This is a genomic window from Neptuniibacter marinus, assembly GCF_001597725.1.
GTDB lineage: Bacteria > Pseudomonadota > Gammaproteobacteria > Pseudomonadales > Balneatricaceae > Neptuniibacter > Neptuniibacter marinus.
In genome coordinates this window covers 12,568-28,123 of sequence record NZ_LUTR01000012.1, presented here as the reverse complement: position 1 = coordinate 28,123, position 15,556 = coordinate 12,568, and the positions used below count along the sequence as shown (strand labels likewise).

Sequence of the window (15,556 nt, the reverse complement as noted above, 5' to 3'; positions counted from 1 at the left end):
TATTCATCTCAAATACAGAGCTTACTTTTACTAGTTTTTTGGCCGTTGACCAAAAATGGCAGTGCCTATTCTAACGATGGTTGCACCTTCTGCAATGGCTGTATCCATATCGCCAGACATACCCATAGATAATGTATCAAGGTGAGGGTAAACCGCTTGTAATTCAAGCTGCAAGGATTTCATTTTAGCAAAGGCTGCTTTTTGCTCATTAATATTATCGGTTGCTTTCGGAATAGCCATTAAACCTCGTAAACAGAGGTTAGGTAATCTGTGAATATCAGCGGCTAGAGTGGGTAACTCCTCAGGTAAACAGCCGGATTTACTCTCTTCCTCGCTAATATTAACTTGTATGCAGATATTCAGTGGTGGAAGTGCTGTTGGACGTTGCGCTGAAAGGCGCTGTGCTATTTTTAAGCGTTCTATTGTATGCACCCAGGTGAAATTTTCTGCAATCGCTTTGGTTTTATTGGATTGGATAGGACCAATGAAATGCCAACAGATATCGAGGTCAGTTAATTCTGCAATTTTATCGAGGCTCTCTTGTAGATAATTCTCACCAAAATTTCGCTGTCCCTGTTGATAAGCTTCTCTCAGATCTCCTGATGGGCGTGTTTTACTGACTGCGAGCAGGGTTATTTCACTGGCTGTTCTGTGGGCGTTTTGAGCGTTTATTTCCAATTGTTGGCGAACTTGAATCAGGTTCTCTGCTATTCTTGACATATATTTGTGACCTAAGCGATTGGATTGCGCGCGGCTTTCTGCTAGAACTAACATAAATAAAAGCAGCTCCGGTTTACAGGAACGTTATGGATATTACCGAACTTTTATCATTTACCGTACAGCAAGGCGCGTCTGACCTACATATTTCTGCTGGTATGCCTCCCATTATTCGTGTTGATGGCGAGGTTCGTCGTATTAAACTTCCCTCTTTAGATCATAAACAGGTGCATACGCTGATTTATGACATTATGAACGATAAACAGCGTAAAGAGTATGAAGATACGCTTGAAACTGATTTCTCGTTTGAGGTGCCAGGTCTTGCACGTTTTCGTGTTAATGCGTTTAACCAAAACCGTGGTGCGGGCGCTGTTTTTCGTACAATCCCGAGTAAAGTATTGACGCTAGATGACCTCGATATGGGGAAAGTTTTCAGAGACCTATCTGAGCTTCCAAGGGGACTTGTACTTGTGACTGGGCCCACAGGTTCGGGTAAGAGTACAACCTTAGCGGCAATGATTGATTATGTGAACGACACCCGCGCCGATCATATTCTTACTATTGAAGATCCCATCGAGTTTGTGCACGAAAGTAAGAAATGTTTAGTCAACCAGCGAGAAGTGCATCGAGATACCCATAGTTTCGCAAATGCATTGCGCTCAGCGTTACGTGAAGATCCGGATATTATTCTTGTCGGTGAGATGCGAGATTTAGAAACTATTCGTCTTGCTTTAACTGCGGCAGAAACGGGGCATCTCGTCTTTGGAACACTACATACCACCTCGGCGGCTAAAACAATTGACCGTGTGATCGATGTTTTCCCAGCAGCAGAGAAAGATATGGTCCGCTCAATGTTATCTGAGTCGCTGATGGGCGTTATCTCCCAAACGCTATTGAAAAAACCTAAAGGGGGGCGTGTTGCTGCCCATGAAATTATGATTGGTACGCCTGCCATTCGTAACTTAATTCGTGAGGCTAAAGTTGCGCAGATGTATTCAGCGATACAAACGGGTGCTTCGTTTGGTATGAAGACATTGGATCAATCTCTGCAAGAATTGGTTCAAAAAGGTATGATATCCCGAGAAACGGCCCGAGAACGTGCAGCAAATCCGCAGCAGTTTTAAGTACGTGGCTTATCTGGAGTTTAGGAGAAGAGCGTGGATTTTACGCAATTACTGAAAGTAATGGTAGAAAGGGATGCTTCGGATCTCTTCGTGACTGCGGGTGCGCGTCCGACGATAAAGGTCGATGGTACGTTAAAGCCGTTAACTAAAGATACGTTAAAGCCGTCTCAGGCACGGGCGTTAGTCTATAGTACGATGAACGACAAACAGCTGGCCGAGTTTGAAGGTTCGCATGAGTGTAACTTTGCGATCAGTGCACCGGGTTTAGGTCGTTTCCGTGTGTCAGCCTTTTTTCAGCGAAACTCTGCCGGTATGGTCCTTAGGAAGATTAATAATCATATCCCCTCTTTAGAAGAGCTAAATCTCCCTCCTATTCTCCGTGATCTTTCCATGACAAAGCGCGGTTTGATTCTGTTTGTGGGGGGGACCTCAACCGGTAAATCTACTTCCCTAGCTTCAATGATTGATTACCGTAATACCAATCATCGCGGACATATCATTACGATCGAAGACCCGATTGAATATATCCATGAGCATAAGCAAAGTATTATTACTCAGCGTGAAGTGGGTATAGATACAGAATCTTTTGATACTGCGTTGAAAAATACGCTGCGTCAGGCTCCTGATGTCATTTTGATGGGGGAAATTCGTACGCGAGAAACGATGCAGCATGGTATTGTATTTGCTGAAACAGGTCATCTTACGTTGGCCACGCTACATGCGAATAATGCCAACCAAGCGTTAGATCGAGTGATTAGTTTCTTTCCAGCAGAACACCATGATCAGTTGTGGATGGATCTATCATTGAACCTGAAAGCGATTATAGCTCAGCAACTCCTACCGACTAAGGATGGTAAGGGACGTCGAGCCGCGATTGAGGTCTTGATTAACACACCTTTGATTCAAGACCTTATCCGTAAAGGTGAAGTCCATGAGATAAAAGAGGTGGTGAAAAAATCTACAAACTTGGGGATGCAGACGTTTGATCAGGCTCTTTTTGCGCTCTATAAAGATGGTGAAATTACTTATGACGTAGCTTTGGCCCATGCAGACTCACCTAATGATCTTCGCTTGATGATTAAACTCAATTCAGATACAAATCCGGGTTTAGGTGTGGATGATGGGCAGTCTTTCCATCTTCAGGAAGAGGAAGATTATCTTCATAATGAAGGTGATGCTAACGTCAGCGGGATGTAGCTTTTAATAGGTTGTATGTTGTAAAAAGCCGGCGTAATCACTCCGGCTTTTTTGTGTGTCACTTATATAACTTACAGGTCTAATTGGCTGAATAGACAACTTGGCCATTATGAAGCGTATTAGTTACTTTCCCTTTTAGAGGATGGTCCATAAACGGGGTGTTTTTGCCTCGGGAGTAGCTTGTTTCAGGTGTCAGCATCCATTCCGCTTTAGGATCGAAAATACATATGTCTGCTTTACGTCCAATGGCTAAATTACCTGCGTCTAAACCTAATATAGCCGCTGGCGCTAGTGTTAGTTTCTCAATCAGTTGTGGCAGGTCTAACATCTCTTGCTCTACAAGCCATAAAGATAAAGATAGTAAAGTTTCAAGCCCAATCATACCTGGCTCTGTATCAGCAAAGGGCGCTTCTTTTGCAGCTCGCTCGTGGGGCTGATGGTCGGAACAGATTGCTTGAATTGTGCCGCTTATTAAACCTTGGATCAAACCGGCTCTGTCCAATTGACTGCGAAGCGGAGGTATTAGGTGGAAATTATTATTGAAGCCATTAACGTTTTCATCAGTTAACAATAAATTTTGAATAGATACATCGGCAGTGACTGGAAGTCCTCTCTCTTGCGCTTCTGCGATCATGCGTACGGAGCGTTCACAGGAAAGCTGTCCAAAGTGTGCTCTTACGCCGGTTTGCTCTGTTAACAGCAAGCAGCGAGCGACTTCGACGGTTTCTGTAGACTCAGGGATACCATTGAGGCCCAGACGAGTACAAGTACTGTCATCATGCATACAACCACCCTGTGCTAACGCTGCATCTTGAGCTTGAAATACGACTAAGAAGTCATGAGTTGCTGCGTACTCTAAACAGCGGGTAAGCACAAGGGAGTTAGCAATAGCGTTGCGGCTGTTTGTAAAAGCTATGCAGCCTGAGGAGGCAAGTGCATGCATAGGTGAGAGTTGCTCACCCTCAAGTGCTTTTGTTAAAGCACCCATGGGATGAATCGTAAGTTTTCCAGCCTCTGTGCAGCGATCTTTAATGAGCTTGGCAACGGCGGGTGTGTCGATAATTGGATTGGTTGTGGGTGGGGTGATCATCGTAGTGATCCCACCGGCAACCGCTGCCATTGATTCTGTTTTTATAGAACCTTTCTGAGATGGGCCTGGCTCACGAGCGTGGGCGCATATATCAATTAAACCGGGGCAGACAATTTTATCACTGGCATCGATTAACTGATCAGCTACAAAGCCTTCAGGCGCTGTGTTTATGCTGGCAATATGACCATTAGAAATATAGAGATCAGTAATGCTATCGATCTTATTGGCTGGATCGATGAGTCGTCCGTTTTTAATAAGGATATTCATGAATCTTATACCTCCGTCCCATTATTATTGGAACGGCTCTTTGTTTGTCCGCTTACAGCCATAGACATCACAGCCATTCTAACGGCAATGCCATTGGTTACTTGGTCGAGAATCAATGATCGATCACAATCGGCCACTGATGAGGCAATTTCGACACCGCGATTAATGGGGCCGGGGTGCATTACAACCGCATCTGGCTTAGCTAGAGCTAATTTATCCATAGTTAAACCGTACAGTTTGTAAAATTCACTTTCGCTTGGTAATAGCGCGCTATTCATACGTTCTTTTTGTAGTCTAAGCATCATTACTACATCTACATCTTTAATGCCTTGTTGCATGTTGGTGTAGACCTTTACGCCAAGACTTTCTATATGGTGAGGGAGTAAAGTATTCGGTGCAATGACGCGAATGTCCTCCACGCCTAATGTGCGGAGAGCGTGAATTTGTGAGCGAGCAACCCGTGAGTGCAGAATGTCGCCGACAATAGCAACAGATAGCGGCTCAAATGCACCTTTTGCTTGGCGAATGGTAAGCATATCTAACATTGCTTGGGTTGGATGAGCGTGGCGACCATCCCCTGCATTAATTACGGCAACGTCTGGGGTAACATGCTCCGCGATAAAATGGGCCGCTCCGCTGCTTGAATGGCGTACAACAAACATATCCGAGTGCATCGCATGGAGGGTCATTAAGGTGTCCTTTAATGTTTCCCCTTTTGATGTGGATGAGGTGCTTATATTGAGATTAAGTACATCGGCAGAGAGTCGTTTAGCCGCGAGTTCAAAAGTTGATAGCGTGCGGGTACTGGCCTCAAAAAATAGGTTTACGACGGTTTTTCCGCGTAACAGAGGAACCTTTTTTACCTGTTTGGCACCCAGATCTACAAAAGAGTCGGCGGTATCTAGAATTTCAGTTAACACCTCTCGAGAGAGGTGTTCCGTTGTAATGAAGTGTTTTAACTCGCCATCTTTAGTGAGTTGAACCTGACTAGGATCCGTGTGTTCAAGCATGATGTTCACTCAGTCTTTTGATCTGTTACGGATTTCCAGGGCAAGAGGCTCTGGACCGGTAAGTTTTACTATTTGATCTGGATTTATCACTAAGTTCCCGCCGATGATATCGGCTTGTATAGGAAGTTCGCGTTGTTGCAGATCAAGCAGTGTAATAAGGGTAACGGAGGCTGGGCGTCCGTAATCGAATAGTTCGTTTAGCGCTGCTCGGATTGTCCTACCGCTCATAATAACATCGTCGACGAGTAAAATGTGTCGGCCTTCTGTTGTGCAGGGAAGGTTAGATGGTTGAACTTTGGGGTTTAAACCCGCTTGATCAAAGTCATCACGGTGAAATGATATATCTAAAGTGCCAAGGGGGCTCTTGATGCCTAAGTCTTGATGCAGCTTTTGAGCTAGCCATGCGCCTCCTGTATGTATACCGATCATCAGAGGGTCAGTTTTGTTGTCTTTGGCTAGCAGATCGGTAAGTTCCTGCTTCATTTTATCTAGCAGTGCTGAGGTGTTAAGGGTGCTTGAGATCATATACTTCTTCCAAACGAGTATGGCTAGGAATGTGAATATCGCAATTAAACCAGCTTTCTAGAATAAGTTGAGCAGCAATTCCATCGACGGATTCTTTTTTGAAATTGTCGCTACCGCCTGCGGCGAAATGTATCTCTTTGGCTTCGGCGGTTGATAGACGCTCATCCATCAAGAAGCATGGAATTTTGTAGCGTTCATTTAGGCGGTTTGCAAACTTACGGGCACGGTAGGCCATATCGCTGATTGTCCCGTCATAGTTGAGAGGGATACCTACGATCAGCGCATCAGGAGCCCAATCTGAGATTATTTTGGCTAATTGCTCCCAGTTGGGGATGCCGTCTCTAGCTGCTATAGGTTCAAGTGGGGTCGCGGTGCCAGTAATGGATTGGCCCGTTGCTATACCTATACGTAAAGTGCCGAAGTCAAAGGCCAATGCCTGTTTAACAGAATTGCTCATTTATGCTTAAAACCTTAAAACAGTGGCTCAACTAAGTTGCGCTATAATGATCAGTCTTAAGCGTGCCCCGAATGTGTTGACAGTAGGTCAAGATCTACGCCTAAAATGGATGCTGCTGCCTGCAGCCGTTTACTTGCAGGCATATCGAATAGTATATCTGAATTTGCGGGGCAGCTTAACCATACATTATCAATCATCTCTTCTTCCAATTGATTCGGCCCCCAACTCGCGCAGCCTAAAGCGATTAAGTAATGATGATTGAAGTGGCCTTTTGCCGCCGCTTCTATTGATTCTGTTGATGTGCTGAGACAGATATCGTCGGCAATAAGATGGCTTGATGTCCACTCTAAAGGAGAGTTTGCTTTATGTAATACATAGCCTCGATCACTGTGGAGAGGGCCGCCGCTATAAATCTCTGTTTGTTGGTCAGGCAGTGAGGAGTAGGGTAGGTTGAGGTGTTTGCATAGTTCAATCAGGGTTAAACCAATAGGGCGATTAACAACTAAGCCAAGAGCGCCATACTCACTATGGTCGCAAATATAAGTGACGGTTTGTGAGAAGTTAAGGTCATTTAAATGGGGCATTGAAATTAAAAAATGATTACGTAAACAGTAGCATGAAGAGGTCATAGGTGAGGCTCATATTAAATGCACTGTATTAAGGCTTAGTATACGTATGCTTTTTTCTCAAATTTCCACGTACGAATTATCTCAAGAAGATCGGTGCTTTTTCTCATTTCTACAGGGAAGGGCTGGAAGGGAGCCGCCAGCCGCACGATGCGAATGGCTGCATCATCAAGAATGGGTTGGCCGGAGGATTCGAGTACCTCAATGCTTTTAACTGCACCATCAGGCTTTATCGCTACTAATAGGCGCAAACTACCATACATTTTGTTACGCCGTGCCTCTTCTGGGTAGTGTAAATTACCAATGCTTTCTATCTTCTTACGCCAATTTTCTAAATAGAGGGCGTCTTCTCTTTTCTTTGTAGAGGCGGAGGTCAGTCGTCTAATTTTGGGCTGCTTAGCCATGAGTTGACGATGATTATCTATCTCGGCTTGTAAGCTCGCTATCTCTAAGCTCCGAGCGAGTAGTGAGGTTGAGCCTACCGGTGTTGCTGGTGCCGGTTGTTGCGTTTGTGGTTTTTGTGATTTTTTTGCAATTTTCTTCTGACTCGGTTGAGTTGTGGTAACGACTTTTTTCTTCACCTGACTTGTATGTAGAGGTTTCTTTTGTTCTTTAGATACAGTCTTTTTCTCAATCGGGGCGGATTGTATTTCCGCCTTAGCGGGCGAAATTGCAGTTTGCTGAGCAGCTTGCGGATTGATTTTTAAATCTTGAAAGTCTGCTTGTTGATTGCTAGTGGGAAGATGTTTATTGAGGCTTTGACCGCTGCCGGTTTGATTGGCTTGGGCAATAAAATCAACTTCCTTAGGTGCTTCTTTTTGCTGGTGTTGAGCTAAGGTTATCTCAATGGTTTTTTGAGGAGGTGTGTAGTTGTCCGCAGAAAAGGTGATGCCAATGATAGCAATAGCGTGAAGGGCAGTGGCAAAGAAAAGAATGAAACCGAAACGTTCAGTAACTGAAGCGGTCTGTGTCGCAGCGGTATTCACTCTTTATATAGCCTTTTTTGTCCGATTAGTATTTAGCTTAATTTTGCTTCGATGGCATCCATTAACTGCATCCCAATATCAAGACCATATTGGTTGTCGATCTCTCGAATACATGTAGGGCTGGTGACATTTATCTCTGTTAAATAATCACCGATCACATCCAAGCCTACAAATAATAATCCCTTTTCTTTTAAAATTGGAGCAATTTGCTTGCTGATCCAATATTCTCGGTCAGTCAGCTCTCTTCCTTCTCCGCGGCCTCCCGCAGCTAAGTTGCCCCGTGTTTCACCATTGGTTGGGATACGCGCAAGCCCATAAGGGATGGGTTCGCCATCTATCATCAGAATACGTTTATCGCCGTCTACAATTTCAGGGATATACCTTTGAGCCATGATCGTTTGTTTGCCATGATCAGTAAGTGCCTCTATGATTACCCCTAAATTCAATCCATCCTCTTTGATGCGATAGATCTGAGAGCCGCCCATACCATCGAGTGGTTTGAATATGACATCACCGTGCTCTTTATGGAACGCACGTAATAGCTCATCGTGTTTGCTAACTAATACCGGTGGACAGCACTCTGGAAAATGTGTGGCAAATAGCTTTTCATTATAGTCACGTAAGCTTTGAGGCTTATTAACAATTAATGTGCCTTCTTTCTCTGCCTGTTCAAGTAGATAGGTGGTGTAGATAAATTCATTATCAAACGGAGGGTCTTTGCGCATTAAGATAACATCTAGATCCGATAGATCCCGTGTTTGGTACTCTTGGCGGGTGAACCAGTCATCTTCATTCATGGCGACGGAAAGGGGGGCCATTTTGGCTTGGGCTTTGCCATTCAGAGAAAATAGATGGTGTTGTTCCATATACCACAGCTCCCAACCTTTTTGTTGAGCTGCCCAGAGCATTGCTAATGAACTGTCTTTTTTGAAAGTGATGTCATCAATCGGGTCCATCACTATGCCAAGTTTAATTGCCATTTGTTATAAGTCCTATTTGATTACCTAGCTTCAAGCAGGTAAGGCTGAGGCGAGGAAGTTAACTTAAATCGCCCCATAGATAATTTAGTAGGGTTAGCGCAGCGACCGGTGCCGTTTCTGTGCGCATCACTCTCGGGCCTAATGTCAGCGGTTTGAACCCATGACTGACGGCTAGTTCAACTTCTTCTTCAGTTAATCCGCCTTCAGGGCCTATTAGCAGGGCTACCGAATTAGGTTTTTCCATCTCCTGCAAAGGTTGTTCACTATGGTGATGTAGAACAAGTTTAAGTTCTGCATCTTGCAGGAGTAACCATTCTTTTAATTGCGTAGGTGCTGTAATTTCCGGAGGCGATACGCGACCAGACTGTTCGCACGCGCTAACTGCAATTTGGGTCCAATGGCTAATACGTTTAGCTTGCCGCTCTTTTGGTAATTTGACTTCACAGCGCTCTGAAAACAGAGGTGAAATTGCCTGTGCTCCCATCTCTGTACTTTTTTGAACGGCATAGTCCATGCGTTCGCCACGGGATATGCATTGTCCAATGCTTATTTGTAGCGGGCTTTCAGTATGGACGGTTATTAATGATTGTATATGGGCATGAACTGTACGTTTTTCAACATGGGTGAGCTTAGTTTTATATTCGAATCCGTCACCATTAAATAGAATGATGTATTCGCCCGGTTTCATGCGCAGTGCTCTGGAGACGTGTTGAACTACGTCGTCACTTAATTCAATGTCATCGCCCTCTGAGAGTGGTTGAGGGTCGTAAAATCTAGGTATTCTCATAGAGGTGTATTGTCCGGCCGGTCTTTTTTATTCAGTCGCCTTCAATAATAAGGTCTTCATCGATCAATGCTTCAAAGTCAGAAACCGAAAGGGGGCGGCTGAGTAGATAGCCTTGAACTATATCGCATTTCGCTTCACGTAAAATAGATAGTTGTAGTTCAGTTTCTACGCCTTCTGCAACTACTTTAAGTTGTAGCCCTTGAGCCATCAGTATGATGGCCTGAACTATTTTCAGATCTTGAGTATCTACATCCAGATCATCAATAAAAGACTTATCAATTTTAATATGATCTATAGGTAGATTCTTAATACGGCTTAGAGATGAATAACCAGTACCAAAATCATCAATTGAGATGCTAGCGCCAGTTTCTCTTACCCGATGGAGTTTGTCTTGAATACGAGCAAGATCTTCAATTAAGACGCCTTCAGTAAGCTCTAGCTCTATATGTTGAAGAGGTACGTTATATTGCTTGAATATATTGTGGAGCTTATTCTCAAAATTACTGCGTAAGAAACTAATGCCTGATAGGTTGATAGCAATTTTTGGAAAGACTAAGTCGGTATTTAGCCATTTTCTGCATTGCTTGGCAACGGCATCAAGTACCCAGTCATCTAAACGGGAGATGAGTCCACTTTGTTCAGCAAGGGGAACAAATACAGCTGGAGATATGGGCCCTAAATCGGGATGGTTCCAGCGTAATAACGTTTCTGCAGAGAGGGCTGCATTGTTATTCAGATCAAACAATGGTTGAAAAACTAGATATAACTGGTCTTCATCTATAGCGGTTGATAGGTCCTGCCATAGTTCCATTTTTGTCTCGACCTGCTGTCCCTTTATTTGGCTGAAATACAACCAGCTTTGTTCTTGTTTACGGGCAGTTTTAGCTGCGATTTCAGAGCGGCCAATAAGCTCAAATTGCTGATCACCATCTTCAGGATAAGAGGTGACCCCTATACGAGCGACTATCTGAATATGCAGGTTTTGCAGTTTAATCGGGCACTCTATGGCTTGGAGTATCGTTTCTATTAAATCATCAACTTTTGTTTCTTCTGGTTTGTTTATGAGCATCAAGCCAAAACAACCTTCTGAAAGTCTAGCTAAACGATGGTTTATAGATAGGATCCCTTTAAGTCGGTTTGCTGTTTCAATTAAGATCTGGTCTCTTTGTTCATCGCCTAACTCTATTGTTAAATTTCTGAGTAGATCTAAACGGATGAAAAGAAAGTAGATTTGTCCTTGTGTCTCGGAATTTCGAATGATTTCACGTTCTAATGATTCGCCCATAGCTCGACGGTTATACAAACGTGTTACAGGGTCGAAGTTCTCTAGAAATTGAACATGCTCTTGGGCATATCTGAGGCGTTTGTTTTCAATTAAATATTCTCTGAATCGTTCAAGAGTTCGTGCCATCTGCCCAATTTCATCACGGTGGTTAGTGAATCTGACGGTTTGATCGGTATCTCCTTCCGATAGTTTTTCCATTTGAGATGATAAATTAATGATTGGACGAACAATGTTCCGTGAGATAAGTAGGGCTACGGCAATGGATGCGAGTAATACAGTAAGGGTAATGATTAAGTAGCTTAACGCGCGTTTTATATAGAGAGGTAAGAGGTCATCTATATATACACCCGTGCCGAGTATAAAGTCGGTATCAGGTATATGCTGTGCGTAGATGAGTTTAGCAACTGGGACTTGGCTGTTAGGTTTTGGCCAATAGACAAGCCAGCTATGGGATTTGTCAGTCTTTTCCTTGAGTTGTTTTAACCCATCAAGCATCAATGTGCTATCAACTGGGCTATCCAGCTGTCCTATATACTGCCCTTCAAGATCACTACGCTTAGGGTGTAGATATATTTGAGTCTCATTTTTTAGCAAGTATAGGTAGCCATGTTGACCGTAGGCTGTACTGTAAATTAGATCATGTAGACGTGTATCAAATTCTTCTGCGCTTATTTCAAGTGATCGTTTTCGTTGATTAAGTAATATGATCTGACTTGTAGCGGATTGAACGATGCTTCGGATCTGTTCTTGTTTTCCAGATCGGGTGTCTTGGTATGAAAAGTAAAAGGCTAAGCACGAGGTCGTGACTATTCCTAAAGCAAGGATTAGTACGAGGCCTATTAATTTTTGTCTTATTGTAAAGTTACTTAGCGTCATCACTTACAGCAAGTTGTCTATTAAGCATTAAGCTACCATTATTGACATATAAAAATATGTAGGCAATAAAAAAGCACCTGAAAGGTGCTTTTAATTAATTAAATCTATGTATTCGCACTTTTTTATAGGTTTGCAGCCTGACGTAGTGCATCAGCCTTATCCGTGCGCTCCCATGTAAACGTGGTAAAGGACTCGCCTTTATATTCCATCTCAAATGGGTTACGACCGAAGTGACCGTAAGCTGCTGTTGCCTGATACATTGGATGTAGTAGATCCAGCATAGTGGTAATAGCATAAGGGCGTAGGTCAAAGTGTTCATTGATGAGTTGGATAATCTTCTCATCAGATATTTTTCCAGTTCCAAATGTATTAATTGCGACGGATGTTGGTTGAGCAACGCCTATAGCGTATGAAATTTGGATTTCACAACGATCGGCAAGACCTGCCGCAACAATATTTTTAGCAACGTATCTGCCTGCATAGGCAGCAGAACGGTCCACTTTTGAAGGGTCTTTGCCGGAGAAAGCACCACCACCATGACGCGCCATACCCCCATAAGTATCAACAATGATCTTACGACCGGTTAAGCCACAATCACCAACAGGGCCGCCAATAACAAAGTTACCGGTTGGGTTTATATGGAATTTTGTGTCTTTGGTGATCCATTCCGGAGGGATTACATGTTTTACTATAAGTTCCATTACCGCTTCGCGTAAATCAGCTTGAGATACTTCAGGATTGTGCTGTGTAGAAAGCACTAAAGCATCGACTGCAACCGGCTTACCATTCTCATAGCGGAACGTTAACTGTGATTTTGCATCTGGGCGTAACCAAGGCAGTAAGCCGGACTTACGCGCTTCTGCTTGGCGCTCGACCAGACGGTGCGCATAGGTAATAGGTGCCGGCATCAATACATCCGTTTCGTTTGATGCGTAACCGAACATAAGGCCTTGGTCGCCCGCGCCTTGATCTTCTGGTCTTGAGCGGTCAACACCTTGGGCAATATCGATAGATTGTTTACCAATAATATTGATAACGCCGCAGGTTTCACCGTCATAACCAACATCGGATGACGTGTATCCGATGTCGCAGATAACGTTACGGACAAGGTCTTCAAGATCTACCCAAGCGGATGTGCTTATTTCGCCTGATACTACAGCTACACCTGTTTTTACCATGGTTTCGCAGGCTACACGGGCATATTTGTCTTCAGCAATGATTGCATCAAGTACGGCATCAGAGATCTGGTCGGCAATCTTGTCCGGATGGCCTTCGGAAACAGATTCTGATGTAAATAAGCTGTATTCGCTCATCGTTAAAATACCTTTGTGAACAAGTGGTCAAGGTCGGCTCAATTTCATACTCAAAAGAGAGTTTAAAGAAGAAATACAGTCTGGCCGTATGAGCCTGCCTAAAAATTAAGGACGTATTCTACTCGTGAGATTAGCCAAATGCATATTATTAAGAGGCTCTTATGGTGAGAATTTTAACTTTTTGCATGAAAAACACTCATTTTTGTCAATAAATGCTAAATCTTATTTGATGCGAGTCGCTATCTGCGAGAAAATTGCGCGCAAATTATCCTGAATCTTCAAATTGGGCTATCTGCCCAGGAGCTTAGTTAATGTCTTCTCGTAGAGAACTTGCCAACGCGATCCGCGCGCTGAGCATGGATGCCGTACAGAAAGCAAAATCTGGTCACCCGGGTGCCCCTATGGGTATGGCTGATATCGCCGAAGTGTTATGGAACGATTTCATGACACATAACCCAACTAACCCACAATGGTTTGATCGTGACCGTTTCATTTTGTCTAACGGACATGGCTCTATGCTGATCTACAGTCTGTTACATTTAACGGGCTATGATGTCTCCATTGAAGATCTTAAGAATTTTCGCCAATTACATGCTAAAACCGCAGGACATCCTGAATATGGTTACTGCCCCGGCGTTGAGACAACGACCGGTCCTTTAGGCCAGGGCGTGACTAATGCAGTTGGTTTTGCCATTGCTGAAAAAACCTTAGCGGCGCAGTTTAACCGTGAAGGTCATCAGATCGTTGATCATAATACCTATGTATTTATGGGCGATGGTTGCATGATGGAAGGGATCTCCCATGAAGCTTGTTCTCTTGCGGGAACCTTAGGTCTTGGTAAGTTGATCGCTTTTTGGGATGACAACGGCATCTCTATCGATGGTGAAGTTGAAGGTTGGTATACGGATGATAACATTAAACGTTTTGAAGCATATGGCTGGCAGGTAATTCCTGCGGTTGATGGACACGATGCTGACCAGATCCGTGCTGCGATTACCCAAGCCCAAGAAAATACAGAACAGCCGACTTTGATTTGTTGTAAAACAGTGATCGGTTTTGGTTCACCTAATAAAGAAGGCAAAGAAGATTGCCACGGCGCTCCTTTAGGCGACGATGAAATCGCGTTGACTCGTGAACGTTTAGGTTGGACACATCCTGCTTTTGAAATTCCTGAAGATATAGCGGCGGATTGGGATGCAAAAGAAGCGGGTGTTCATGCAGAGAATGAGTGGAATGATCGTTTTGCTGCTTATCGTGCAGAATACCCTGAAGAGGCCGCTGAACTTCTACGTCGTATTTCAGGCGATCTTCCAGCCGATTTCTCTGATAAAGCGGATGCTTGGATCAACGAAATTAATGAGAAAGGCGAAACGATTGCTTCTCGTAAAGCGTCTCAGAACGCACTGAATGCCTATGGCCCATTATTGCCTGAACTTTTAGGTGGTTCTGCTGACCTTGCGGGTTCTAACTTGACCCTTTGGTCTGGCTGTAAAGGTGTGACTAAAGATGATCCTAATGGTAATTACCTTTTCTACGGTGTTCGTGAATTTGGTATGTCCGCAATCATGAATGGTATTGCTCTTCATGGTGGCTTTATTCCTTACGGCGCGACGTTCTTAGTCTTTATGGAATATGCACGTAATGCTTTACGTATGGCGGCATTGATGAAGCTGCGTGCAATACATGTGTATACCCATGATTCTATAGGTCTGGGCGAAGATGGCCCGACCCATCAGCCGATTGAACAGATCTCAAACCTTCGTCATACTCCAAATATGAGCTGCTGGCGTCCATGCGATGCAGTTGAGTCTGCGGTTGCTTGGAAAGCTGCATTAGAGCGCGTTGATGGCCCTACAGCGATGGTGTTCTCACGTCAGAATTTACCCCATCAACTGCGTACAGCGGAACAGATAGAGAATATTAGGAAAGGTGGTTATATCCTTCGTGATACTGATGGTCAGCCTGATGCTATTCTTATAGCGACAGGTTCAGAAATCGGTTTAGCTATGGATGCTGCAGACGCTTTAGCAGCGGAAGGAACTAAGGTTCGTGTAGTTTCAATGCCTGAAACTAACTTGTTTGATAAACAAAGTGCGGAATATCGCGAATCGGTTCTGCCTTCAGCAATCACAGCACGTGTTGCTGTTGAGGCTGCGCAAGCTGATTTCTGGTACAAGTATGTAGGATTGGATGGAGCGATTGTGGGTATGCGTACCTTTGGTGAGTCGGCTCCGGCGGGTGACTTATTTAAGTACTTTGGTTTTACAATAGAAAATGTTGTAGATACCGTTAAATCAGTACTTTAATCACCTATTG

At 43.9% G+C, this 15,556-nt stretch carries 14 protein-coding genes; 3 read left to right on the top strand and 11 right to left on the bottom strand.

Features of this window, described 5'->3' with window-relative positions; translation table 11 throughout:
- Positions 1 to 30: 30 nt before the first annotated feature.
- Positions 31 to 720 (bottom strand): YggS family pyridoxal phosphate-dependent enzyme, encoded by a 690-nt coding sequence (locus A3774_RS09700; protein WP_067866785.1) that lies wholly within the window; start codon positions 718 to 720, stop codon positions 31 to 33.
- 86 nt (positions 721 to 806) lie between these two features.
- Between A3774_RS09700 and A3774_RS09695 the strand changes: the two genes are divergently transcribed.
- Both A3774_RS09695 and A3774_RS09690 read left to right on the top strand, forming a co-directional pair.
- On the top strand, positions 807 to 1,841 hold the full coding sequence (locus A3774_RS09695; protein WP_067866669.1) for a type IV pilus twitching motility protein PilT: 1,035 nt from the start codon (positions 807 to 809) through the stop codon (positions 1,839 to 1,841).
- 33 nt (positions 1,842 to 1,874) lie between these two features.
- A complete protein-coding gene (locus tag A3774_RS09690) occupies positions 1,875 to 3,038 on the top strand; it encodes a PilT/PilU family type 4a pilus ATPase (RefSeq protein ID WP_067866668.1) in 1,164 nt (387 codons plus the stop codon).
- Between the two features lie 79 nt (positions 3,039 to 3,117).
- Here A3774_RS09690 and A3774_RS09685 read toward each other — a convergent pair whose 3' ends face one another.
- The 10 genes from A3774_RS09685 to metK form a co-directional block, all read right to left on the bottom strand.
- Entirely contained in the window at positions 3,118 to 4,395 is a 1,278-nt protein-coding gene (locus tag A3774_RS09685; protein ID WP_067866666.1) for a dihydroorotase, read from the bottom strand.
- Between the two features lie 5 nt (positions 4,396 to 4,400).
- A complete protein-coding gene (locus A3774_RS09680; protein WP_067866663.1) occupies positions 4,401 to 5,405 on the bottom strand; it encodes an aspartate carbamoyltransferase catalytic subunit in 1,005 nt (334 codons plus the stop codon).
- 9 nt (positions 5,406 to 5,414) lie between these two features.
- On the bottom strand, positions 5,415 to 5,930 hold the full coding sequence (gene pyrR / locus A3774_RS09675; protein ID WP_067866661.1) for a bifunctional pyr operon transcriptional regulator/uracil phosphoribosyltransferase PyrR: 516 nt from the start codon (positions 5,928 to 5,930) through the stop codon (positions 5,415 to 5,417).
- The gene (gene ruvX, locus A3774_RS09670) at positions 5,911 to 6,387 is read right to left on the bottom strand and encodes a Holliday junction resolvase RuvX (protein WP_067866659.1); all 477 of its coding nucleotides are present in this window, start codon (positions 6,385 to 6,387) and stop codon (positions 5,911 to 5,913) included. Before ruvX ends, pyrR begins: the two co-directional genes overlap by 20 nt.
- 56 nt (positions 6,388 to 6,443) lie before the next feature.
- Positions 6,444 to 7,016 carry a YqgE/AlgH family protein gene (locus tag A3774_RS09665; RefSeq protein ID WP_067866657.1) on the bottom strand — a complete coding sequence of 191 codons (573 nt, stop codon included), beginning with the start codon at positions 7,014 to 7,016 and terminating at the stop codon, positions 6,444 to 6,446.
- Between the two features lie 35 nt (positions 7,017 to 7,051).
- Positions 7,052 to 7,999, bottom strand: a complete 948-nt coding sequence (locus tag A3774_RS09660) for an energy transducer TonB (protein ID WP_067866654.1) — start codon at positions 7,997 to 7,999, stop codon at positions 7,052 to 7,054.
- Between the two features lie 32 nt (positions 8,000 to 8,031).
- On the bottom strand, positions 8,032 to 8,979 hold the full coding sequence (gene gshB / locus A3774_RS09655) for a glutathione synthase (RefSeq protein ID WP_067866653.1): 948 nt from the start codon (positions 8,977 to 8,979) through the stop codon (positions 8,032 to 8,034).
- Between the two features lie 58 nt (positions 8,980 to 9,037).
- The gene (locus A3774_RS09650; RefSeq protein WP_067866651.1) at positions 9,038 to 9,766 is read right to left on the bottom strand and encodes a 16S rRNA (uracil(1498)-N(3))-methyltransferase; all 729 of its coding nucleotides are present in this window, start codon (positions 9,764 to 9,766) and stop codon (positions 9,038 to 9,040) included.
- A 31-nt stretch (positions 9,767 to 9,797) separates the two neighbouring features.
- Positions 9,798 to 11,927 carry an EAL domain-containing protein gene (locus tag A3774_RS09645; RefSeq protein WP_067866649.1) on the bottom strand — a complete coding sequence of 710 codons (2,130 nt, stop codon included), beginning with the start codon at positions 11,925 to 11,927 and terminating at the stop codon, positions 9,798 to 9,800.
- A 122-nt stretch (positions 11,928 to 12,049) separates the two neighbouring features.
- Positions 12,050 to 13,240, bottom strand: a complete 1,191-nt coding sequence (metK, locus tag A3774_RS09640) for a methionine adenosyltransferase (RefSeq protein WP_067866647.1) — start codon at positions 13,238 to 13,240, stop codon at positions 12,050 to 12,052.
- A 311-nt stretch (positions 13,241 to 13,551) separates the two neighbouring features.
- Here metK and tkt point away from each other — a divergent pair, with 311 nt between their 5' ends.
- Positions 13,552 to 15,546, top strand: a complete 1,995-nt coding sequence (gene tkt / locus A3774_RS09635) for a transketolase (protein WP_067866645.1) — start codon at positions 13,552 to 13,554, stop codon at positions 15,544 to 15,546.
- Positions 15,547 to 15,556 lie beyond the last annotated feature (10 nt).